General features: G+C 58.9%; 29 protein-coding genes and 1 pseudogene. 28 read left to right on the forward strand and 2 right to left on the reverse strand.

Annotation, left to right across the window (positions count from 1 at the left end; translation table 11 throughout):
* Positions 1 to 31 precede the first annotated feature (31 nt).
* Positions 32 to 2155 (forward strand): elongation factor G, encoded by a 2124-nt coding sequence (gene fusA, locus J4E08_RS18050; RefSeq protein ID WP_349539691.1) that lies wholly within the window; start codon positions 32 to 34, stop codon positions 2153 to 2155.
* Positions 2156 to 2244: 89 nt separating this feature from the next.
* Positions 2245 to 3420 (forward strand): elongation factor Tu, encoded by a 1176-nt coding sequence (gene tuf, locus J4E08_RS18055; protein ID WP_183966631.1) that lies wholly within the window; start codon positions 2245 to 2247, stop codon positions 3418 to 3420.
* 238 nt (positions 3421 to 3658) lie between these two features.
* Here tuf and J4E08_RS18060 read toward each other — a convergent pair whose 3' ends face one another.
* Complete coding sequence (locus J4E08_RS18060) at positions 3659 to 4090, reverse strand: hypothetical protein (protein ID WP_349539692.1); 432 nt, start codon at positions 4088 to 4090, stop codon at positions 3659 to 3661.
* A gap of 493 nt (positions 4091 to 4583) precedes the next feature.
* Here J4E08_RS18060 and rpsJ point away from each other — a divergent pair, with 493 nt between their 5' ends.
* The 14 genes from rpsJ to J4E08_RS18130 all read left to right on the forward strand — a co-directional run bounded on the left by rpsJ (position 4584) and on the right by J4E08_RS18130 (position 13428).
* Positions 4584 to 4889 carry a 30S ribosomal protein S10 gene (rpsJ, locus tag J4E08_RS18065; RefSeq protein ID WP_017467315.1) on the forward strand — a complete coding sequence of 102 codons (306 nt, stop codon included), beginning with the start codon at positions 4584 to 4586 and terminating at the stop codon, positions 4887 to 4889.
* Between the two features lie 11 nt (positions 4890 to 4900).
* Positions 4901 to 5740 carry a 50S ribosomal protein L3 gene (gene rplC, locus J4E08_RS18070; RefSeq protein WP_183966635.1) on the forward strand — a complete coding sequence of 280 codons (840 nt, stop codon included), beginning with the start codon at positions 4901 to 4903 and terminating at the stop codon, positions 5738 to 5740.
* Positions 5737 to 6354: a 50S ribosomal protein L4 gene (gene rplD, locus J4E08_RS18075; protein ID WP_183966637.1), complete on the forward strand. Its 618-nt coding sequence runs from the start codon at positions 5737 to 5739 to the stop codon at positions 6352 to 6354. Before rplC ends, rplD begins: the two co-directional genes overlap by 4 nt.
* The gene (locus J4E08_RS18080; protein ID WP_183966639.1) at positions 6351 to 6647 is read left to right on the forward strand and encodes a 50S ribosomal protein L23; all 297 of its coding nucleotides are present in this window, start codon (positions 6351 to 6353) and stop codon (positions 6645 to 6647) included. The genes rplD and J4E08_RS18080 overlap by 4 nt, the downstream gene beginning before the upstream one ends.
* A gap of 510 nt (positions 6648 to 7157) precedes the next feature.
* Entirely contained in the window at positions 7158 to 7850 is a 693-nt protein-coding gene (locus J4E08_RS18085) for a hypothetical protein (RefSeq protein WP_349539693.1), read from the forward strand.
* Between the two features lie 183 nt (positions 7851 to 8033).
* Positions 8034 to 8876, forward strand: coding sequence for a 50S ribosomal protein L2 (rplB, locus tag J4E08_RS18090; protein WP_349539694.1), 843 nt, complete (start codon positions 8034 to 8036; stop codon positions 8874 to 8876).
* Positions 8877 to 8879: 3 nt separating this feature from the next.
* Positions 8880 to 9158, forward strand: a complete 279-nt coding sequence (gene rpsS / locus J4E08_RS18095) for a 30S ribosomal protein S19 (protein ID WP_183966644.1) — start codon at positions 8880 to 8882, stop codon at positions 9156 to 9158.
* Between the two features lie 3 nt (positions 9159 to 9161).
* Complete coding sequence (rplV, locus tag J4E08_RS18100; protein ID WP_183966646.1) at positions 9162 to 9542, forward strand: 50S ribosomal protein L22; 381 nt, start codon at positions 9162 to 9164, stop codon at positions 9540 to 9542.
* A complete protein-coding gene (gene rpsC / locus J4E08_RS18105) occupies positions 9542 to 10261 on the forward strand; it encodes a 30S ribosomal protein S3 (RefSeq protein WP_183966648.1) in 720 nt (239 codons plus the stop codon). The genes rplV and rpsC overlap by 1 nt, the downstream gene beginning before the upstream one ends.
* A gap of 2 nt (positions 10262 to 10263) precedes the next feature.
* Positions 10264 to 10677 carry a 50S ribosomal protein L16 gene (gene rplP, locus J4E08_RS18110; protein ID WP_183966650.1) on the forward strand — a complete coding sequence of 138 codons (414 nt, stop codon included), beginning with the start codon at positions 10264 to 10266 and terminating at the stop codon, positions 10675 to 10677.
* 234 nt (positions 10678 to 10911) lie between these two features.
* A complete protein-coding gene (locus tag J4E08_RS18115; protein WP_183966652.1) occupies positions 10912 to 11535 on the forward strand; it encodes a 2OG-Fe(II) oxygenase family protein in 624 nt (207 codons plus the stop codon).
* Between the two features lie 219 nt (positions 11536 to 11754).
* On the forward strand, positions 11755 to 12126 hold the full coding sequence (locus tag J4E08_RS18120; protein ID WP_349539695.1) for a hypothetical protein: 372 nt from the start codon (positions 11755 to 11757) through the stop codon (positions 12124 to 12126).
* Between the two features lie 75 nt (positions 12127 to 12201).
* Positions 12202 to 12675: an acyl-CoA thioesterase gene (locus J4E08_RS18125; protein WP_349539696.1), complete on the forward strand. Its 474-nt coding sequence runs from the start codon at positions 12202 to 12204 to the stop codon at positions 12673 to 12675.
* Positions 12676 to 12735: 60 nt separating this feature from the next.
* Positions 12736 to 13428, forward strand: a complete 693-nt coding sequence (locus J4E08_RS18130; protein WP_349539697.1) for a hypothetical protein — start codon at positions 12736 to 12738, stop codon at positions 13426 to 13428.
* 6 nt (positions 13429 to 13434) lie between these two features.
* Here J4E08_RS18130 and J4E08_RS18135 read toward each other — a convergent pair whose 3' ends face one another.
* A complete protein-coding gene (locus J4E08_RS18135; RefSeq protein WP_349539698.1) occupies positions 13435 to 13692 on the reverse strand; it encodes a hypothetical protein in 258 nt (85 codons plus the stop codon).
* 231 nt (positions 13693 to 13923) lie between these two features.
* Here J4E08_RS18135 and rpmC point away from each other — a divergent pair, with 231 nt between their 5' ends.
* The 12 genes and pseudogenes from rpmC (at position 13924) to J4E08_RS18195 (ending at position 19407) form a co-directional block, all read left to right on the forward strand.
* Positions 13924 to 14133 carry a 50S ribosomal protein L29 gene (gene rpmC, locus J4E08_RS18140; RefSeq protein ID WP_183966661.1) on the forward strand — a complete coding sequence of 70 codons (210 nt, stop codon included), beginning with the start codon at positions 13924 to 13926 and terminating at the stop codon, positions 14131 to 14133.
* 3 nt (positions 14134 to 14136) lie between these two features.
* Positions 14137 to 14358, forward strand: a pseudogene (rpsQ, locus tag J4E08_RS18145) (30S ribosomal protein S17); the annotation flags it as partial.
* Between the two features lie 195 nt (positions 14359 to 14553).
* Positions 14554 to 14922, forward strand: a complete 369-nt coding sequence (gene rplN, locus J4E08_RS18150) for a 50S ribosomal protein L14 (RefSeq protein ID WP_183966664.1) — start codon at positions 14554 to 14556, stop codon at positions 14920 to 14922.
* Positions 14922 to 15227, forward strand: coding sequence for a 50S ribosomal protein L24 (gene rplX / locus J4E08_RS18155; RefSeq protein ID WP_183966665.1), 306 nt, complete (start codon positions 14922 to 14924; stop codon positions 15225 to 15227). The genes rplN and rplX overlap by 1 nt, the downstream gene beginning before the upstream one ends.
* Positions 15227 to 15808: a 50S ribosomal protein L5 gene (gene rplE, locus J4E08_RS18160; RefSeq protein WP_183966666.1), complete on the forward strand. Its 582-nt coding sequence runs from the start codon at positions 15227 to 15229 to the stop codon at positions 15806 to 15808. The genes rplX and rplE overlap by 1 nt, the downstream gene beginning before the upstream one ends.
* A gap of 12 nt (positions 15809 to 15820) precedes the next feature.
* Complete coding sequence (rpsN, locus tag J4E08_RS18165) at positions 15821 to 16126, forward strand: 30S ribosomal protein S14 (RefSeq protein WP_183966667.1); 306 nt, start codon at positions 15821 to 15823, stop codon at positions 16124 to 16126.
* Between the two features lie 13 nt (positions 16127 to 16139).
* Positions 16140 to 16532 carry a 30S ribosomal protein S8 gene (gene rpsH / locus J4E08_RS18170; protein ID WP_183966668.1) on the forward strand — a complete coding sequence of 131 codons (393 nt, stop codon included), beginning with the start codon at positions 16140 to 16142 and terminating at the stop codon, positions 16530 to 16532.
* A 14-nt stretch (positions 16533 to 16546) separates the two neighbouring features.
* Positions 16547 to 17080, forward strand: coding sequence for a 50S ribosomal protein L6 (gene rplF, locus J4E08_RS18175; protein ID WP_183966670.1), 534 nt, complete (start codon positions 16547 to 16549; stop codon positions 17078 to 17080).
* A gap of 11 nt (positions 17081 to 17091) precedes the next feature.
* Positions 17092 to 17451 carry a 50S ribosomal protein L18 gene (gene rplR, locus J4E08_RS18180; RefSeq protein WP_183966672.1) on the forward strand — a complete coding sequence of 120 codons (360 nt, stop codon included), beginning with the start codon at positions 17092 to 17094 and terminating at the stop codon, positions 17449 to 17451.
* 158 nt (positions 17452 to 17609) lie between these two features.
* Positions 17610 to 18188 (forward strand): 30S ribosomal protein S5, encoded by a 579-nt coding sequence (gene rpsE / locus J4E08_RS18185; RefSeq protein WP_183966674.1) that lies wholly within the window; start codon positions 17610 to 17612, stop codon positions 18186 to 18188.
* Between the two features lie 5 nt (positions 18189 to 18193).
* Positions 18194 to 18379, forward strand: a complete 186-nt coding sequence (gene rpmD / locus J4E08_RS18190) for a 50S ribosomal protein L30 (protein WP_183966676.1) — start codon at positions 18194 to 18196, stop codon at positions 18377 to 18379.
* A gap of 236 nt (positions 18380 to 18615) precedes the next feature.
* A complete protein-coding gene (locus J4E08_RS18195) occupies positions 18616 to 19407 on the forward strand; it encodes an MBL fold metallo-hydrolase (RefSeq protein WP_349539699.1) in 792 nt (263 codons plus the stop codon).
* Positions 19408 to 19554: the final 147 nt, after the last annotated feature.

Here is a 19554-nt window from a genome sequence, read left to right on the forward strand (position 1 = left end):
CGCAGAGATTACCCCTAGAGGACCCAGACCCATGGCACGCGACTACCCTCTCGAGCGCTACCGCAATTTCGGGATCATGGCGCACATCGACGCAGGTAAAACCACCTGCTCCGAGCGTATTCTGTTCTACACCGGCAAGTCCCACAACATCGGTGAGGTCCACGACGGTGCGGCCACGATGGACTGGATGGAGCAAGAGCAGGAACGCGGCATCACCATCACCTCCGCTGCGACGACCACGTTCTGGCAGTGGCAGGAAGATCCCTCCGCCGAAGGTACTTACGACACCAAGTACCGCATGAACATCATCGACACCCCCGGCCACGTTGACTTCACCATCGAAGTCGAGCGTTCGCTGGCCGTCCTCGACGGCGCCGTTTGCGTTCTCGACGCCAACGCAGGTGTTGAGCCGCAGACCGAAACCGTCTGGCGTCAGGCTGACCGCTACAAGGTTCCGCGTATCGTGTTCGTCAACAAGATGGACAAGATCGGCGCGGACTTCTTCAACTGCGTCAACATGATCGAAGACCGTACCGGCGCGCGCGCCGTTCCGATCGCGTTCCCGATCGGTGCCGAAAACGAACTCGAAGGTCTGGTTGACCTCGTGACCATGGAAGAGTGGACCTGGAAGGGCGAAGACCTCGGTGCTTCCTGGACCCGTCAGCCCATCCGTGACGAGCTCAAGGACATGGCCGACGAATGGCGCGGCAAGATGATCGAAGCGGCCGTCGAAGAAGACGACGACGCGATGGAAGCTTACCTCGAAGGCGAAGAGCCCGACGTGGCAACCCTGCGCAAACTGCTGCGCAAGGGCACTCTGGCGCTGCACTTCGTGCCGGTTCTGGGCGGTTCTGCGTTCAAGAACAAAGGTGTCCAGCCGCTGCTGAACGCTGTTGTCGATTATCTGCCGTCCCCGATGGACGTTGTGGATTACATGGGCTTCAAGCCGGGCGATGAGACGGAAACCCGTGACATCCCGCGCCGCGCAGACGACTCCATGCCTTTCGCTGGTCTGGCGTTCAAAATCATGAACGACCCCTTTGTCGGCTCGCTGACGTTCACCCGGGTGTATTCGGGTAAAATGAACAAGGGTGACTCGATCCTGAACTCCACCAAGGGCAAGAAAGAGCGCATCGGTCGTATGATGATGATGCACTCCAACAACCGTGAAGAGATCGACGAAGCCTTCTCCGGCGACATCATCGCGCTGGCGGGTCTGAAGGACACCACCACCGGTGACACGCTGTGTGATGCGAAGGATCCGGTTGTGCTTGAAACCATGACCTTCCCGGATCCGGTGATCGAGATCGCGGTTGAGCCCAAGACCAAGGGCGACCAGGAAAAAATGTCGGCTGGCCTTGCCCGTCTGGCAGCAGAAGACCCCTCCTTCCGCGTGGAGACCGACATCGAGTCCGGTCAGACCATCATGAAGGGCATGGGCGAACTTCACCTGGACATCCTGGTTGACCGTCTCAAGCGTGAGTTCAAGGTTGAGGCCAACATCGGTGCGCCGCAGGTGGCATATCGTGAGACCATCTCCCACGAGGTCGAGCACACCTACACCCACAAGAAACAGTCGGGTGGTTCGGGTCAGTTCGGTGAGGTCAAGCTGATCATCACGCCCACGGAGCCGGGCGAAGGGTTCTCCTTCGAATCCAAGATCGTTGGTGGTGCTGTTCCGAAGGAATACATCCCCGGTGTCGAAAAGGGCATTCGCTCCGTTATGGACTCCGGTCCGCTCGCGGGCTTCCCGGTCATCGACTTCAAGGTCGCTCTGATCGACGGTAAGTTCCACGACGTTGACTCCTCGGTCCTCGCGTTCGAAATCGCTGGCCGTATGTGTATGCGTGAAGGCATGCGCAAAGCGGGCGCGAAGCTGCTTGAGCCGATGATGAAGGTCGAAGTGATCACCCCGGAAGAATACACCGGCGGTATCATCGGTGACCTGACGTCCCGTCGTGGTCAGATGTCCGGCCAGGAGCCTCGCGGCAACGCCGTGGCGATCAACGCTTACGTGCCGCTGGCGAACATGTTCGGCTACATCAACACACTGCGCTCCATGTCTTCGGGCCGCGCGCAGTTCACGATGCAGTTCGACCACTACGATCCGGTGCCGCAGAACATCTCGGACGAAATTCAGTCCAAGTACGCATAATGCTCGGTGCGCCTGAAAAGGCGCACCCTACAACCACCCGTAGGGTGCGCAACTGATGCGCACCGAACGACCAAAAAAGGAGCCATCACATGGCAAAGGAAAAGTTCACACGCGACAAGCCGCACTGCAACATCGGCACAATCGGCCACGTTGACCACGGCAAGACCACGCTGACCGCGGCGATCACCAAGTATTTCGGTGACTTCAAGGCCTACGATCAGATCGACGGCGCACCGGAAGAAAAAGCACGCGGCATCACCATCTCGACCGCGCACGTCGAGTACGAGACCGAAGCACGTCACTACGCGCACGTCGACTGCCCCGGCCACGCGGACTACGTCAAGAACATGATCACCGGTGCCGCCCAGATGGACGGCGCGATCCTGGTCGTGAACGCAGCTGACGGCCCCATGCCGCAGACGCGCGAGCACATCCTGCTCGGCCGCCAGGTGGGTATCCCCGCCATGGTCGTTTTCATGAACAAGGTTGACCAGGTCGACGACGAAGAGCTGCTCGAGCTCGTCGAAATGGAAGTCCGCGAACTGCTGTCCGCATACGACTTCCCGGGCGACGATATCCCGATCATCGCGGGGTCCGCTCTGGCCGCGATGGAAGGCCGTGATCCCGAGATCGGCGAGAACAAGATCCGCGAACTGATGGCCGCCGTGGACGAGTACATCCCGCAGCCGCCGCGCGCGACGGACCAGCCCTTCCTGATGCCGATCGAAGACGTGTTCTCGATCTCGGGTCGTGGTACGGTTGTGACCGGCCGTGTGGAACGTGGCGTGATCAACGTTGGCGACGAAATCGAAATCGTCGGCATCCGCGACACCACCAAGACGACCTGCACCGGTGTGGAAATGTTCCGCAAGCTGCTCGATCGTGGTGAAGCAGGCGACAACGTCGGCATCCTGCTGCGCGGCATCGACCGTGAAGGTGTTGAGCGCGGTCAGGTTCTGTGCAAGCCGAAGTCGGTGAACCCGCACACGAAATTCGAGTGCGAGGTCTACATCCTGAACAAGGAAGAAGGCGGTCGTCACACACCGTTCTTCAAGAACTACCGTCCGCAGTTCTACTTCCGCACCACGGACGTGACCGGCACGGTTGAGCTTCCCGAGGGCACCGAAATGGTGATGCCGGGCGACAACCTTAAGTTCTCCGTCGAGCTGATCGCCCCGATCGCGATGGAAGAGGGCCTGCGCTTCGCTATCCGTGAGGGTGGCCGCACCGTGGGTTCCGGCGTCGTGTCGAAGATCCTCGCATAAGCGATGATCCCGAGTTCACTCGGTTGAGATAAAGAAGGCCGCCCTTACAAGGGGCGGCCTTTTCTGATTTCTTCGCGGATCCTGATGTGTGCATTGGGACGCCCCAAAAATCGTAATAACGCGCCCATGGTGATGCTCTTGCCGCGCCGCGCAGCAGTGGCTTGCCCAGTAAGGGCCAAAGATGTGGTTTTAGCACTCTTCTGAATTAGGGAAGCCGCGCCAGGACGGGTCTGCCTTTTCACCTTTCGATTTTGAGGAGCATTTCCAAAATATAATCAGAGATCTCCTGACGGCTCATTTTTTCTTCAGGTTCTCCGCTAGCGGTCATGGTCAACCAGACAATTGAGCCATCCTCATTGTTGAAAGCGATACTTGGCAGTTGATTGCGCTGGCGCACGTCGCGCCCCATTGGTTGCAGTTTAGCAAGGGGAACTCGGTAACGCGCCAAAATATCTTTGACCGGCTTCAGGGAGTTGCATCTAAAGCAGCTTGCGTCCCGACAATAAACGCTTCCGTTGTCCGAGCCGCCGGATGGCACATCGCAAGTTTCCCGGACGATCTCATACACGGCAAATAGCCATGTTTTTGAAAGCGATATTTGAATGAACAATGGGCCGCCATCCATTGGGCCACCCGTTTGGTCGATGATTTCTTTCTGCTCTCTTTCCATAACCCGCAAAATAAGGTTTAGGTTCGCGCCCAGGTGTTACATTGCGTGTCCGCGCGGATCACTTCTCGCGTACGCCAGCCTGCTGCCCACTGCGGTCCAAGCTCCGTAAAGGTCTGCATGTTGTTCACGTGCCAGGGAACCCGCATCGTGAAGAAGGTACGTCATGGGGAAAGAACCGTGAAGTTCGTGAAAGATCATTTAAAACCACCGGATTTGAAATCTCTATATTGAGAATATCCTCTGCAAATGCGTGTACCACAAAAACTAGACCCTTCCGCCGTTTCGCGCTGCCATCGACCGATGTGTTGGGGCGCGCAAGTTCAGCGGGAGCCTACGATTGCCCCCTTGCCCCAAGCCCCCAAACCGCCTATAGGCGCGCAACGGCCATCGTGTCGTGAAGGGCGGAGTGATTCTCCGCCCTTATAGGTTCGACGAGGGTGCGCGGTGGTCGCGTATCCTCCTCTCAACCTAAATGCCAAAATAGGACTGTTCGATGAACCAGAACATCCGTATCCGGCTCAAGGCGTTTGATTACCGCGTGCTGGACGCCAGCACTCAGGAAATCGTCAACACCGCCAAGCGTACCGGCGCACAGGTCCGCGGGCCCATCCCGCTGCCCAACAAGATTGAGAAATTCACTGTTCTGCGTGGCCCGCACGTGAACAAGAAATCTCGCGACCAGTTCGAGATCCGCACGCACAAGCGTCTGCTCGATATTGTCGATCCGACTCCGCAGACCGTGGACGCCCTCATGAAGCTCGACCTCGCCGCCGGCGTTGACGTCGAGATCAAGGTATAAGGGGGATGACCATGCGCTCTGGTGTGATCGCAAAAAAAATCGGCATGACTCGCGTGTTCATGGAAGACGGCAAGCAGATCCCCGTCACCGTTCTGCAGCTCGACACCCTTCAGGTTGTCGCGCAGCGTACGGAAGAAACCAACGGCTACTCCGCTGTCCAGCTGGGCTGTGGCGTTGCAAAGGCAAAGCGCACCTCGCAAGCGATGCGCGGCCACTTCTCCAAAGCTGGCGTAGAGCCCAAGCGCAAAGTGGTGGAATTCCGCGTTGCGCCTGAGAACCTGATCGAAGTGGGCGAGGAAATCATCGCCGACCATTACTTCGAAGGTCAGTTCGTGGACGTCTCCGGCATCTCCATCGGTAAAGGTTTTGCCGGCGGTATGAAGCGCCACAACTTCGGCGGTCTCCGCGCGACCCACGGTGTGTCTATCTCTCACCGTTCGCACGGCTCCACCGGTCAGTGTCAGAACCCCGGTAAGGTGTTCAAAGGCAAGAAAATGGCCGGCCACATGGGCTCCGTTCGTGTGACCACGCAGAACCTGCAGGTCGTCAAGACCGACAGCGACCGCGGCGTCATCATGATCAAAGGCGCTGTTCCGGGTCCGAAAGGCTCCTGGGTCACCGTCAAGGATGCCGTCAAGAAGCCGACCCCCGAGAACGTGATCCTTCCGGCCGCTCTGGCGAGCGCCAAGAAGGAAGCACAGCGTCTCGCCGACGAAGCTGCTGCCCAGGCCGCTGCAGAAGCAGAAGCCGAAGCAACGCGTCTCGCCGAGGAGCAGGCCGCACAGGAAGCCGAGCAGCTGAAAGCTGCGGAGGCGGACATCGAGGCCGAGAAGAAGGAAGGTGAGGAATGAAACTCGACGTAATCAACCTCGACGGCGGTTCCGCTGGCGAAGTCGAGCTGGACGAAGCCCTGTTCGGGCTGGAGCCGCGCGCCGACATTCTCCACCGTGTGGTCCGCTGGCAGCGTAACAACGCGCAGCAGGGCACCCACAAGGTCAAGACCCGCTCGGAAGTGTCTTACTCCAAGAAGAAGATCTATCGCCAGAAAGGCACCGGCGGCGCTCGCCACGGTTCCCGCAACGCGCCGATCTTCCGCAAGGGTGGCATCTACAAGGGTCCGACGCCGCGTTCGCACGGCCACGACCTGCCGAAGAAAGTCCGCGCTCTGGGCCTGAAAATGGCTCTGTCGGACAAGCTCAAGAACGGCTCGCTCGTTGTGATCGAGAACATCGACGGCGCAGACAAGACCAAGGCCCTCGCGGCACAAGTGTCGAAGCTGGGCTGGAAGCGTGCGCTGATCATCGACGGTGCCGAGGTGAACGCTGGTTTCGCCAAGGCAGCGCGCAACATCGAAGGTCTGGACATCCTCCCGACCATCGGTGCCAACGTTTATGACATCCTGAAGCGTGACACCCTGGTGATCACGAAGGCGGGTGTCGAAGCTCTGGAGGCACGACTGAAATGACCGTTAAGGCAGAACAGTACGACGTGATCCGCAAGCCGATCATCACCGAAAAGACCACCATGGCGTCCGAACACGGCGCGGTTGTCTTCGAAGTGGCCATCGACGCAAACAAGCCGCAGATCAAGGAGGCCGTTGAGGCGCTCTTTGGTGTCAAGGTGAAGGCCGTGAACACGACCATCACCAAAGGCAAAGTGAAGCGTTTCCGTGGCAAGACCGGCAAGCGCAAGGACGTGAAGAAGGCCTACGTGATGCTCGAAGAGGGCAACACCATCGACGTGTCCACCGGTCTGTAATCAGACCGGAATGCAAAATTTGGAAGGGCCCTCGCAGCGATGCGGGGGCTTTTTTAGTTAATAAAGTCGGATTTCGAAAAGTTAGCGCGGTGCTTAGGGTCGTGTGGAGCTAGAGGTTAATTTAGCGGATGGATGACGCACCCGAGCGCGTTCGCGTTATCGTGCATTGATCAAGATCGATTTGCCGGTGGAAACCACTTGGTTCCAAAGTGTGTCAAGGTCGGTTTCGGCGCAACTGGGAGGCGTTTGGGTGCGTCGTGGCGAGTTTCGGGCGGTTGTCGTGTTTTCATGGTCACGCTTTGTAAGTTGGCTTTCTGCTTTCGTGAGGCGCTGCAATCAGGCGCGAATATCGTGGTACGAGTAAACACGCGCACTGCAAAGGGAGACGGCTTCGATCGAGAGTTGCCGGGCGAGGAGCGCTGGCCGCAAGCTGGTTCGCCTGTCGTATAACGTTCTGTACTCCCCCATAAATTGACAAACTTTTTCAACTTTTATTACGGAAAATTGGTTATGGAAAATAGTTCTCTAAAACAACGTGAGGACGAGCTGTTTCAGAGGTGGCCTCGGACCGGGTCAGGTTTCGTTACTGATGGAGCGACGGATGCCAATTCTTATGAGTCCGCCGAGTGCAAAGTCGCTTTTATTTTGAAAGAGCCGAACGGCGAGAACGGTAGCTGGGATATGCGGTCATTCGCAGCCGATGGTGCTCGAGCGCATACGTGGAACAATATCGTGCGATGGTCCCGGGTTCTGAAAAACCTTGCAACCGATATTTCTTGGTCTGGGTTGGAGGCGGTGTCCAAGACTGACAGAATGCGAGAGCTTCGTTCAATTGTAATGATGAATTTGAAAAAGGAGCCCGGCGGCGCCGTGACTGACCGAGTATTGCTTCATTCAGCCGCCAGTGTTGATAAGCTCCTTCTTCGTGAACAGTACGAACTGTACGAACCGAATTTCACAATTTTCGGCGGCAGTGGCTGGCTGGCAAAGGCTGCGCTATTTGATGGAGAAATGAAATGGCATATGGGTCGAAGGGGTATCCCCTTTGCTTTAACCTCTACCGGTGATGTCATTATTGATTTCTGGCATCCTAATGCGAGGTACCCAGCATATCTCTTGGCCTATGCTTTGGTTGATGTTGCCAGGGAGGCGATTGCAGAACGCCAACACCTTCAATCGTGTTCGGCTACGTCTAACACTTGACCCCACGCCCCAAACCCCCTAAACGACCCCATCGGCTGCGGCCCCGGATTCGTCCGGGGCTTTGCATTTTGCGCGGCGGATAACGAATCGGGCACCTTCGGGGGCCTATACCTACAGGCCACCTTCGGGGGGCTTACACATAGGGTCCACCTTGGACCCCCAAGCTTACGGAAGACAGAAAGCATGGCACTCAAGTCGTACAAGCCGACGACGCCGGGCCAGCGCGGGCTGGTGCTGATCGACCGTTCGGAGCTGTACAAAGGACGTCCCGTCAAAGCCCTCACCGAGGGTCTGACGAAATCGGGCGGCCGGAACAACACCGGACGTATCACCTCCCGCCGTCGTGGCGGTGGCGCAAAGCGTCTCTACCGGATCGTTGATTTCAAGCGCGGAAAATTCGATGTCAACGGCATCGTGGTTCGCATTGAATATGACCCCAACCGTACCGCATTCATCGCACTGATCCAGTACGATGATGGCGAACAAGCCTACATCCTCGCACCGCAGCGTCTTGGCATCGGTGACAAGGTGGTTTCCTCGGCGAAGGCCGACGTGAAGCCGGGCAACTGTATGCCGTTCTCCGGCATGCCGATCGGTACCATCGTGCACAACATCGAGCTGAAGCCCGGCAAGGGCGGCCAGATCGCACGCGCCGCGGGCACCTATGCCCAGTTCGTCGGCCGTGACGGTGGCTACGCTCAGATCCGCCTGTCCTCGGGCGAACTGCGCCTGGTGCGTCAGGAATGCATGGCAACGGTTGGCGCGGTCTCGAACCCGGACAACTCGAACCAGAACTTCGGTAAAGCGGGCCGCATGCGGCACAAGGGCATTCGCCCCTCCGTCCGTGGTGTCGTCATGAACCCCATCGACCACCCGCACGGTGGTGGTGAAGGCCGGACCTCCGGTGGTCGTCACCCGGTGACACCCTGGGGCAAGCCGACCAAGGGCAAGCGCACCCGCAACACCAACAAGGCGTCGCAGAAGCTCATTCTTCGCTCGCGCCACGCCAAGAAAAAGGGTCGCTGATATATGTCACGCTCTGTTTGGAAAGGTCCCTTCGTCGACTCTTATGTCTTGAAGAAGGCCGAAAAATCCAAGGAATCCGGTAAGAACGAGGTCATCAAGATCTGGTCGCGCCGCTCCACCATCCTGCCGCACTTCGTTGGTCTCACCTTTGGTGTGTACAACGGCCACAAGCATGTTCCGGTCAACGTGTCCGAAGACATGATCGGCCAGAAGTTCGGTGAATACGCCCCGACCCGTACCTATTACGGTCACGCGGCGGACAAGAAAGCCAAGAGGAAGTAAGCCATGGGCAAGGATAAAAATCCCCGCCGCGTGGCGGACAACGAAGCGATGGCCAAGCTGCGCATGTTGCGCACAAGCCCGCAGAAGCTGAACCTCGTCGCCGGGCTGATCCGTGGCAAGAAGGTGGAAAAGGCCCTGACGGACCTCACCTTCTCCAAGAAGCGGATCGCCGTGGACGTGAAAAAGGCCCTTCAGTCCGCTATTGCGAACGCTGAGAACAACCACGGTCTGGACGTTGACGAACTCATCGTCGCCGAGGCCTATGTTGGTAAGAACCTGATCATGAAGCGCGGTCGCCCGCGGGCCCGTGGTCGTTTCGGTCGCATCAACAAGCCGTTCTCGGAAATCACCATCCTGGTGCGTCAGGTCGAGGAGCAAGCCTAATGGGTAACAAGACCAATCCGATCGGGATGCGCCTTCAGGTGAACCGTACCTGGGATTCGCGCTGGTACGCGGACACCAAGGACTACGGTGACCTCCTGCTGGAAGATCTCGCGATCCGCGATTTCATCCACAAAGAGTGCAAGCAAGCCGGTGTGGCGCGCATCATCATCGAGCGCCCCCACAAGAAGTGCCGTGTGACCATTCACACCGCACGTCCGGGTGTCATCATCGGCAAGAAAGGCGCAGACATCGAAGTCCTGCGCAAGAAGCTTGCCGCAATGACCGACAGCGAGCTGCACCTCAACATCGTTGAAGTGCGCAAGCCGGAGCTGGACGCAACGCTGGTTGGTGAGTCCATCGCTCAGCAGCTGGAACGTCGTGTCTCCTTCCGTCGCGCGATGAAGCGTGCGGTTCAGAACGCCATGCGCATGGGCGCCCTGGGTATCCGGGTGAACGTGGCTGGTCGTCTGGGCGGCGCAGAAATCGCACGGACCGAATGGTACCGCGAAGGCCGTGTGCCCCTGCACACCCTGCGCGCCGACATCGATTATGCCAACATCGAGGCGACCACGCCTTACGGCATCATTGGTATCAAGGTCTGGATCTTCAAAGGCGAGATCATGGAGCACGATCCTGCTGCTCGTGACCGGAAGAGCCAGGAAATTCAGGATGGCCCAGCACCTCGCGGTGCAGGTGGTCGTCGTGATGACCGGAGGTAATCATGCTTCAGCCAAAACGCACTAAATTCCGCAAAGCCTTCAAAGGCCGGATCAAGGGTGACGCAAAGGGCGGGTCTGACCTGAACTTTGGCACCTACGGCCTGAAGGCTCTCGAGCCTGAGCGCGTCACCGCGCGCCAGATCGAAGCTGCACGTCGTGCCATGACGCGCCACATGAAGCGTCAGGGCCGTGTCTGGATCCGCATCTTCCCGGATGTGCCCGTCACCGCAAAACCCATCGAAGTTCGTATGGGTAAAGGTAAGGGTTCCGTGGATCGCTGGGTCTGCAAAGTGAAGCCCGGTCGCGTAATGTTCGAGATCGACGGCGTCGCCGAGGACATCGCCCGTGAGGCGCTGCGTCTGGCCGCGATGAAGCTGCCGATCAAGACTCGCGTCGTGGTTCGCGAAGACTGGTAATGGCCGGGCGGGCGACCTGCCCGCTCCGACTGAACATCAAAGCCCCCGGTGCTGTCCAGCATCGGGGGTTTTTCTTTTTGGCGGGGCAAGGGCGCGCTCCCGTCGTTTGCCGCCAGAGCGTCCCGCGTCTCGGCGTTGGTATTCCGGCGAGCGGTTTCAAATCCAATTTCGGGGGCACGGCACTTGAACCAGAGCGTAATCCGGGCCAAAGGGCACACAGCACAGGAGGCTCGCATGTCCAGCATTCGCCAACTTTTCACCACGCCACTGTACCAGGCGCATCTGTCAGAACATGGCACTGTTGATGCGCAGGAGCTGGAAGCGTCATGCTATTCCATTGCCGAGGATGACGAAGCCGGGCAGGAATGGTGTGAAACGCAAGGCTACCCCGGCTATACCTCCTACGCTTCGCTCACCGATCTGCCGTGGCGATTTCCGATATTTGCCGATCTGGTCAAAGTGCTCGACGCGCATGTGAAAGCCTTTGTCGCGGAACTGGATTTCGATTTGGGCGATCGCGAGATCCAGCTGGAAGACATCTGGATCAACATCCTTCCGCCCGGCGGGACCCATTCCAGCCACATCCATCCGCATTCCGTGATTTCCGGCACGACCTATGTGGCGATGCCGGAGGGGGCGTCGGCGTTGAAGCTTGAGGATCCGCGCTTGCAGATGATGATGGCCGCCCCGGCGCGGACCAAAGATGCGCGTGAAGGGCTGAAACCGTTCATCTACGTCAAGCCGGACGTGGGCGACGTGCTGTTGTGGGAAAGCTGGCTGCGCCACGAGGTTCCGATGAACATGGCGGAGGACGACGAGCGCGTCTCTGTCAGCTTCAACTACAAGTGGGGCGACTGAGGTTCGCCCAGTTTTCCTTGAATTGCGCGCGGAATCCGGCGCGGGCTTGCTGCGGTCTTTACGCCTGATGCTACACACCTCTCGGGGTGGGCAAAACGGGGGAAGAAGATGAGTGAATCCGCGCAGATCAACGGCCAAAGCGACGCGCATCGGCGTGTGATGGAAACCGAGGGGCGATGAGGTGACGCCGCCGGTCGTGGCGCAAAGGCGGAACCACACTTGGGCGAAAGCCAAGGCCGTTTAACCTCTCTCATCGCGCAAGAGCAGCGCAACGCGGGGCGGGAAGAGGCGGGTGTTCAGACGCAGCCGGCTCTGTTCGGGGGAGACAGTTATTCGGCCGTGGTGCAGACTGTTTTCGCCAGTGTTGATCCAGGGGTTGGATTTGTCGGTGCGAACAGGGCCAACTCCGCACATTCAGAGACCGGCGATCTTTCTGACGATAAGGCGGTCGCAATAGCCGGCTTTGGTGCCGAGCTTCCAGCCTCGGAAGCGATCAATCCCGATCCTGCCAAAGATCCGGCAGCCACGGGTTATGCCGCCTCTGCGCTGGTTGTTTCAGCAGCTATCGCGCCTTCCGAGATCCAGGGTTAGGTCCACGTGGCATAAAGCTTTTCCAGCGTCTCAGGATGCGTTATCCCCGCACGAAACTGCGAGCAGGGCGGGGCGATGGACTCTCGAAAACTGGAAATGACTGTGTTGATGACCCCGGATATGGCCAACTTCAGTGGCAAGGTTCACGGGGGCGCTTTGTTGAACCTGCTGGATCGCGTCGCCTTTTCCTGCGCCTCGCGGTTTTCGGGACGATATGCCGTGACTTTGTCCGTGGATCAGGTCGTGTTCCGGGAGCCGATCAACGTCGGTGAATTGGTGACCTTCCGCGCCAGTGTGAACTCGGCCGGGCGCACCTCCATGGAAGTCGGTATCCGCGTAGAGGCCGAGGACATCCGGTCCGGCAAGGTGCGCCATACTAATTCCTGCTACTTCACGATGGTCGCGGTGGATGACGCGGGAAAATCGACAGAAGTCCCGGAGCTCAAGGTTCTGACCAATGTCGAAGCCCGGCGGGAAAAAGCCGCTTTGGTGCGCAAGGGGTTGCGCAAACGCTTCGAGGAAGAGCTGGCCAACGTATCTGCCGGGTAAGCACAGGATTGTAATAGGTATGTGACGGAATATATGATCTCCGCATCTGGCGGAGTTCCCATGGCGCATATTGAAAAGCTGTCCCATCCCTATCTTGATCTGAAGCGCGCGATTGAAGCCCAGGTCATACGCAAGTTTGCCCGCGACAAATGGAACGTGTTTCGCTTTGGCGAGGATGCGCCGCTTTCAGATATGGCAATCTTTCCAGCCTCCAGCGACGTGACGCAATCGCTTGCCGGGAAAAGCATCGTCACCCGCAGGCGTCGCCAGATCAGCGGCAAGGTCCTTGGCGGGAACTGGGACAAGGAGCGTAGGGACTTGGTCGGCAACACCAAGCTTGAGAGCTGTCGCATGCGTTGGGTTGATGGGGCGGATTGGGAAGAGACGCCGCAATTTCAGTCCATGGCACGCAAGATCGCGGAAGGGGAGCACCCGGACGACTGTCGGTCGCTCGCGGATCTCAGGAATCGCTATGCCCGGCTGGACATCATCTTCGCGGAGGCGCGCCATCGGGGCCGTTTGCTTCGCATGTCAGAGCTGCCGGATTACCAGTACCGGCGCGAACACGGGGCAACATTGATCCATGTCGGGCACGACGGGGCATGTCTGCGCCATGGCGGCGGCGCGCATCGGTTTGCCATTGCAAAAATCCTGGAGCTGCCGGAAATCCCGGCGCAACTGGGCGCCATTCATCCGCAGGCGATCCGGGACGGCCACTTGGCACGGCTTCGCGTGTCGCGTTTCGATAGCTGACAGGGCCTAGCTGGCCGGGATCGGCGTGATTTGGGCCGACAGGCACCCGTCATGCAGCTTGCGCCATGTCAGCACGTTTTGCGAAGACGCGCAGCGCGCGGTGAAGCTCCGCCCGCTGACCGTCAGGCAAGCGATCTGGCCCAAGGGGACCTCGACGCCATCGCGGTTCAGGCAGGCGCAATCCGGTTTGACCGTCTGTGCCATGGCCGGAGAGATCGCAAGAGAGATCGCAAGTGCCAGCAGGATCAGGGTTGTGCGTATCATGTCGCACCATATCACGGTTTGCGCGATTCGCGGTGGGGGAATCTGCCGCGCCCCTCGGCCGCGCTCCTGGCCATGCATCAATGGCCGATCTCCGCAGCAAACCCCTTGCCACATGGGGGATTCGGGCGTATAGGGGCCGCTCATCCACGGACTCCACTGGAATCAGGGTGACCTTGCACGCCAACGCAGGCAAGGGCCCTCCAGTGATGTTGATTGAAAAGGAGAGGTGCAATGAGCGCCCAAGACCTCCGTGACAAGACCCCGGATCAACTCCGGGACCAGCTTGTCCAGCTGAAGAAAGAAGCGTTTAACCTGCGCTTCCAGATGGCCACCGGCGAAGTGCAAAACTCCGCGCGTATCCGTCAGGTTCGCCGCGAAGTTGCGCGCGTCAAGACCATCTTGAACGAAAAGGCCACAGCGGCCGCATCCGTGGAGGCCTGATCGATGCCCAAACGAATCCTTACCGGCACCGTCACCTCCACCGCGAACAAGCAGACGGTGACCGTTTCCGTCACACGTCGCTTCAAGCACCCCGTGCTTCAGAAGACGATCAAGAAGTCCAAGAAGTACCGCGCGCATGACGAGAACGAACAGTTCAACGTTGGCGATTCCGTGCTCATTCGTGAATGCGCACCGAAGTCCAAGACGAAGCGCTGGGAAGTCATGAACGACGAGATGGTGGCCGAACATGAGAAGGTGCGCGCAGAAGCTGCCGCAGAAGCTCAGAAGGTCGAAGACGCTGCGCATGAAGCGGAAGCTGCTCACTAAACGCTTTGGGGCCTCGGTCGAGGCCCTGATTACATTCGAAACCCCCGGGCCAATGTTCTCTGCAGAGCGGTCCGGGACGTCGGGAGACTAACAATGATCCAGATGCAGACAAATCTGGATGTCGCTGACAACTCCGGAGCCCGGAAAGTTCAGTGCATCAAGGTTCTGGGCGGTTCCCACCGCCGCTATGCCTCTGTCGGCGACATCATCGTGGTGTCGGTGAAGGAGGCCATTCCGCGTGGTCGCGTGAAAAAAGGTGACGTCCGCAAGGCCGTCGTCGTGCGCACCGCAAAGGAAGTTCGCCGTGAAGATGGCACAGCAATTCGTTTCGACCGCAACGCCGCCGTTATCCTCGGCAACAATGGCGAGCCGGTCGGCACCCGTATCTTCGGACCGGTTGTGCGTGAGCTGCGTGCCAAGAACTTCATGAAGATCATCTCGCTGGCTCCGGAGGTGCTCTGATGGCTGCGAAGCTCAAAAAAGGCGATAAGGTCGTCGTTCTTGCCGGTAAGGACAAGGGCAAGACCGGTGAAATCACCTCCGTCGATCCGAAGGCCGGCAAGGCCATCGTTGACGGTGTGAACGTCGCAATCCGCCACGTGCGTCAGTCCCAGACGTCGCAGGGTGGTCGCACGCCGAAGGCGCTGCCGATCGACCTGTCGAACCTGGCCATCGTGGATGCAAACGGCAAGGCAACCCGCGTCGGCTTCCGCATGGAAGACGACAAGAAGGTCCGCTTCGCCAAGACCACGGGAGACGTGATCTGATGCTGGATACTGCAAACTACACACCGCGTCTGAAGGCTCAGTTCCGCGACACCATCAAGGCGTCGATGAAAGAGCAGTTCGGCTACACGAACGACATGCAGATCCCGTCTCTGCAGAAGATCGTGCTGAACATTGGTTGCGGCACCGAAGCGGTCCGTGATTCCAAGAAGGCAAAGAACGCCGTCGAGGAACTCACCAAGATCGCCGGCCAGCAGGCCGTCGGTACGGTTGCCAAGAAGTCGAACGCAGCCTTCCGTCTGCGCGAAGGCATGATCATCGGTGCAAAGGTCACTCTGCGTGACGTGCGCATGTACGAATTCCTTGACCGCCTTGTCACCATTGCGATGCCGCGTATTCGCGACTTCCGTGGTGTGAAGCCGTCGTTCGATGGTCGTGGCAACTTTGCCATGGGCATGAAGGAACACATCGTGTTCCCGGAAATCGAATTCGACAAAGTCGACGAAGTTTGGGGCATGGACATCATCGTGACCACGAACGCCAAAGACTTTGGTGAGCACAGCGCAGATGCACAGGCGAAAGCCCTGCTGACCGCGTTCAACATGCCCTTCATTAAGGCGTAAGGAGAGAACGACATGGCCAAGAAATCCATGATCGAGCGCGAAAAAAAGCGCCAGCGCCTGGTGGAAAAGTATGCCGCCAAGCGTGCCGAACTGAAAGAAATCGCAAACGACGAGTCGAAGTCGATGGAAGACCGCTTCAAAGCGCGTCTGAAACTGGCAAAACTGCCGCGCAACTCGGCACCGACACGTCTGCACAACCGCTGCCAGCTCACTGGTCGTCCCCACGCGTATTACCGCAAGCTCCGCATCTCGCGGATCATGCTGCGCGAGCTGGGCTCGAACGGCAAGCTGCCCGGCGTTGTGAAATCCAGCTGGTAAGGGAGGGTATAAGATGAACGATCCTATCGGCGATATGCTCACCCGTATCCGCAACGCTCAGATGCGCGGCAAGTCGACCACGTCGACCCCCGCATCCAAGCTGCGCGGCTGGGTTCTGGACGTGCTCAAGGACGAAGGCTACATCCGTGGCTACGAGTCCAGCACTGACGACCGCGGCCACCCCGCGTTCGAGATCAGCCTGAAGTACTTCGACGGCACCCCTGTCATTCGCGAAGTGAAGCGGGTCTCCAAACCCGGTCGTCGCGTCTACATGAGTGTCAATGACATCCCGCAGGTCCGTCAGGGTCTGGGTGTGTCGATTGTCTCCACCTCCAAAGGTGTGATGTCGGACGCAAACGCACGCGCAGCCAATATTGGCGGCGAAGTGCTCTGCACCGTATTCTGAGGAGGCCTGATAACATGTCTCGTATTGGTAAGAAGCCGATTGAGATGCCTTCGGGTGTCTCGGCCAGCGTCTCCGGTCAGAGCGTAGAGATCAAGGGCCCGAAGGGCACTCAGATCTTCAACGCGACCGACGATGTGACCATCACCGTTGAGGAAAACTCCATCTCTGTTGAGCCGCGCGGCAAGTCCAAGCGTGCTCGTCAGCAGTGGGGCATGTCCCGCACCGTGGTGGCCAACATGGTTCATGGCGTTTCGAACACCTTCAAGAAAGAACTTGAAATTCACGGCGTTGGTTACCGTGCTCAGCTCGCAGGCAAAGTCCTGAAGCTGAACCTCGGCCTCTCGCACGACGTGGACTTCCAGATCCCTGACGGTGTGACTGTGACTGTTCCGAAGCCCACCGAGATCATCGTCGAGGGCCACGACATCCAGGAAGTCGGTCAAGTTGCGGCAAACATCCGCGACTGGCGCCGTCCGGAGCCGTACAAGGGGAAGGGTATCCGCTATAAAGGCGAATACATCTTCCAGAAGGAAGGCAAGAAGAAGTAAGGACGCGGAAAATGGCAAGCAACAAACGTACGTTGTTCCTCAAGCGCCGTCTGCGCGTCCGGAACAAACTCCGCAAGGTCAACGCTGGTCGCGTTCGCCTTTCGGTTCACCGTTCGAACAAGAACATCTCGGTGCAGCTTATCGACGACGTTGCAGGCAAGACCCTTGCCGCAGCTTCCACGATGGAGCCCAGCCTCGGCATGGTCGGCAAGAACAATGTAGAAGCAGCGGCCAAGGTTGGTTCGGCGATTGCCGAGCGCGCCAAGGCAGCCGGTGTCGAAGAAGCATACTTCGACCGCGGTGGCTTCCTGTTCCACGGCAAGGTGAAGGCTCTGGCCGACGCTGCCCGTGAAGGTGGTCTGAAGATCTGAGGATCGTGCAGGTCGGGGATGTCCCCGGCCTGCGCATTTCTCTTTGGGGGCGCCTTGGCGCCCTCTTTTGCAGGCAGAGATGCCTCGATGATCCGGGCTCTTGAGGGCACCTGGATTGGATAACGGGCTCTTGGGCCCACAAGTTAAGGAAATGCCAAATGGCAGAACGTGATAACCGCCGGGGCAACCGTCGTGACCGCGACGAAGCACCGGAATTCGCAGATCGCCTGGTCGCGATCAACCGTGTGTCCAAGACCGTAAAGGGTGGTAAGCGCTTTGGCTTCGCCGCTCTTGTCGTCGTGGGCGACCAGAAGGGCCGCGTTGGCTTTGGCAAAGGTAAGGCGAAGGAGGTCCCCGAGGCCATCCGTAAAGCCACCGAAGCCGCCAAGCGCAAGATGATCCGCGTCCCGCTCAAGGAAGGCCGCACTCTGCACCACGACGTGAAAGGTCACGCCGGCGCAGGGAACGTCGTCATGCGCACCGCGCCTCAGGGTACTGGTATCATCGCCGGTGGTCCGATGCGTGCCGTGTTCGAAATGCTGGGCGTTCAGGACGTTGTCGCAAAGTCGACCGGCTCCCAGAACCCTTACGCCATGATCCACGCGACACTCGACGGCCTGCGCAACCAGCAGTCGCCGCGCAACGTCGCTCAGCGTCGTGGTAAGAAAGTTGCTGACATTCTGCCCAAGCGTGATGAAGCGCCGCAGGAATCCAGCCAGATCGCCGAGGAGGCCTGAGTCACATGGCAACTATCGTTGTGAAGCAGATCGGTTCCCCGATCCGTCGCCCCGAAATTCAGCGCAAGACCCTGATTGGTCTGGGCCTGAACAAGATGCACCGGACCCGCGAGCTGGAGGATACCCCCTCCGTGCGCGGCATGATCAACAAGATCCCGCACCTTGTGGAAATCGTCGAAGAGCGCAGCTAAGCCTCTTTTACGGATCTGAATTGGAAACGCCCTCTGACACGGTCAGGGGGCGTTTTCTTTGTCCTGTCACCGGCGTGGCGGCCGACGGGCAAGCGGCCTGTGCTCGATCACGGCCGCTCACATTTGGCTGAGATCATGGGCCGTGACCCCGATGCGCCCGGTCTTCATGCGTAGAATCGTTGCCCTGTGCCCCAGTGAGCCTACCATCCACTGCGAGACAAAACCGGGAGACTACAATGACGATCAATCGCCGCACGTTCCTCCACACTGCTGCCGCCATGGGCGCGGTCACAGTGATCCCCTTCGCCGCCCGCGCAGAGGCGCATATGGGCGACACGTTTGAGACCGAGATGGGCAACGTGACCATTCATCCGGTACACCATGCCTCTATCGTGATGGAAACGCCCGTCGGCGTGATCTATGTCGATCCGGTTGGAGAGGCATCGGAATACGAGGGCATGCCAGCGCCTGACCTGATCTTGATCACGCATGAGCACGGCGATCACTACAACGCCGAAACCCTCACCGCGCTGAAGCCGACAGACAAGCCGGTTGCGGTCTACACAAACCCCGCTGTCTACGACATGCTCGAAGAAGACATCAAAGGCAGCGCAGAGGCGATGGCCAATGGGGACTCCAAGACGTTCGGCGATCTGACCATCGACGCCATCCCGGCGCACAACACCACCGAAGACCGCTTGAACTACCACCCCGAGGGGCGGGACAATGGCTACGTGCTGACCATGGGCGACTTCAAGATGTATATCTCCGGCGACACCGAACCGACGCCCGAGATGGAAGCACTGGAAGGCATCGACGTGGCTTTCCTGTGCATGAACCTGCCGTTTACCATGACTGCCGAACAAGCTGCCGATGCCACCAAGGCCTTCGAGCCGAAAGTGGTCTACCCGTATCACTTCCGTGGCCGTGATGGCGGCACGCAAGATCCCGAAGCCTACGCGGACATGGTCGGCGATGTGTCAGAGGTGAAGATTGGCGATTGGTACAAGCCAGGCGAACTGGGCTGACGATCACCAAGATTGGAGAAGGGCCGCCTGTCTTGGCGGCCCTTTGGCTTTAACAGCATGTCTCAAGCCACGCTCCGACGCCCATTCCAAAGAAAATGGCGCGGACACTAAGTGCCCGCGCCATCTCGTTATCCATTTGCTGGCCGC

Origin of the sequence: Sagittula sp. NFXS13 (genome assembly GCF_040148795.1) — a bacterium.
GTDB classification, from domain to species: Bacteria; Pseudomonadota; Alphaproteobacteria; order Rhodobacterales; family Rhodobacteraceae; genus Sagittula; species Sagittula marina.

What these genes read in the sequence shown, in the direction of transcription:
- fusA (WP_349539691.1), top strand. Translation starts at nt 32, where the DNA reads ATGGCACGCGACTACCCTCTCGAGCGCTACCGCAATTTCGGGATCATG.
- tuf (WP_183966631.1), top strand. Translation starts at nt 2,245, where the DNA reads ATGGCAAAGGAAAAGTTCACACGCGACAAGCCGCACTGCAACATCGGC.
- J4E08_RS18060 (WP_349539692.1), bottom strand. Translation starts at nt 4,090, where the DNA reads ATGGAAAGAGAGCAGAAAGAAATCATCGACCAAACGGGTGGCCCAATG.
- rpsJ (WP_017467315.1), top strand. Translation starts at nt 4,584, where the DNA reads ATGAACCAGAACATCCGTATCCGGCTCAAGGCGTTTGATTACCGCGTG.
- rplC (WP_183966635.1), top strand. Translation starts at nt 4,901, where the DNA reads ATGCGCTCTGGTGTGATCGCAAAAAAAATCGGCATGACTCGCGTGTTC.
- rplD (WP_183966637.1), top strand. Translation starts at nt 5,737, where the DNA reads ATGAAACTCGACGTAATCAACCTCGACGGCGGTTCCGCTGGCGAAGTC.
- J4E08_RS18080 (WP_183966639.1), top strand. Translation starts at nt 6,351, where the DNA reads ATGACCGTTAAGGCAGAACAGTACGACGTGATCCGCAAGCCGATCATC.
- J4E08_RS18085 (WP_349539693.1), top strand. Translation starts at nt 7,158, where the DNA reads ATGGAAAATAGTTCTCTAAAACAACGTGAGGACGAGCTGTTTCAGAGG.
- rplB (WP_349539694.1), top strand. Translation starts at nt 8,034, where the DNA reads ATGGCACTCAAGTCGTACAAGCCGACGACGCCGGGCCAGCGCGGGCTG.
- rpsS (WP_183966644.1), top strand. Translation starts at nt 8,880, where the DNA reads ATGTCACGCTCTGTTTGGAAAGGTCCCTTCGTCGACTCTTATGTCTTG.
- rplV (WP_183966646.1), top strand. Translation starts at nt 9,162, where the DNA reads ATGGGCAAGGATAAAAATCCCCGCCGCGTGGCGGACAACGAAGCGATG.
- rpsC (WP_183966648.1), top strand. Translation starts at nt 9,542, where the DNA reads ATGGGTAACAAGACCAATCCGATCGGGATGCGCCTTCAGGTGAACCGT.
- rplP (WP_183966650.1), top strand. Translation starts at nt 10,264, where the DNA reads ATGCTTCAGCCAAAACGCACTAAATTCCGCAAAGCCTTCAAAGGCCGG.
- J4E08_RS18115 (WP_183966652.1), top strand. Translation starts at nt 10,912, where the DNA reads ATGTCCAGCATTCGCCAACTTTTCACCACGCCACTGTACCAGGCGCAT.
- J4E08_RS18125 (WP_349539696.1), top strand. Translation starts at nt 12,202, where the DNA reads ATGGACTCTCGAAAACTGGAAATGACTGTGTTGATGACCCCGGATATG.
- J4E08_RS18130 (WP_349539697.1), top strand. Translation starts at nt 12,736, where the DNA reads ATGGCGCATATTGAAAAGCTGTCCCATCCCTATCTTGATCTGAAGCGC.
- J4E08_RS18135 (WP_349539698.1), bottom strand. Translation starts at nt 13,692, where the DNA reads ATGATACGCACAACCCTGATCCTGCTGGCACTTGCGATCTCTCTTGCG.
- rpmC (WP_183966661.1), top strand. Translation starts at nt 13,924, where the DNA reads ATGAGCGCCCAAGACCTCCGTGACAAGACCCCGGATCAACTCCGGGAC.
- rplN (WP_183966664.1), top strand. Translation starts at nt 14,554, where the DNA reads ATGATCCAGATGCAGACAAATCTGGATGTCGCTGACAACTCCGGAGCC.
- rplX (WP_183966665.1), top strand. Translation starts at nt 14,922, where the DNA reads ATGGCTGCGAAGCTCAAAAAAGGCGATAAGGTCGTCGTTCTTGCCGGT.
- rplE (WP_183966666.1), top strand. Translation starts at nt 15,227, where the DNA reads ATGCTGGATACTGCAAACTACACACCGCGTCTGAAGGCTCAGTTCCGC.
- rpsN (WP_183966667.1), top strand. Translation starts at nt 15,821, where the DNA reads ATGGCCAAGAAATCCATGATCGAGCGCGAAAAAAAGCGCCAGCGCCTG.
- rpsH (WP_183966668.1), top strand. Translation starts at nt 16,140, where the DNA reads ATGAACGATCCTATCGGCGATATGCTCACCCGTATCCGCAACGCTCAG.
- rplF (WP_183966670.1), top strand. Translation starts at nt 16,547, where the DNA reads ATGTCTCGTATTGGTAAGAAGCCGATTGAGATGCCTTCGGGTGTCTCG.
- rplR (WP_183966672.1), top strand. Translation starts at nt 17,092, where the DNA reads ATGGCAAGCAACAAACGTACGTTGTTCCTCAAGCGCCGTCTGCGCGTC.
- rpsE (WP_183966674.1), top strand. Translation starts at nt 17,610, where the DNA reads ATGGCAGAACGTGATAACCGCCGGGGCAACCGTCGTGACCGCGACGAA.
- rpmD (WP_183966676.1), top strand. Translation starts at nt 18,194, where the DNA reads ATGGCAACTATCGTTGTGAAGCAGATCGGTTCCCCGATCCGTCGCCCC.
- J4E08_RS18195 (WP_349539699.1), top strand. Translation starts at nt 18,616, where the DNA reads ATGACGATCAATCGCCGCACGTTCCTCCACACTGCTGCCGCCATGGGC.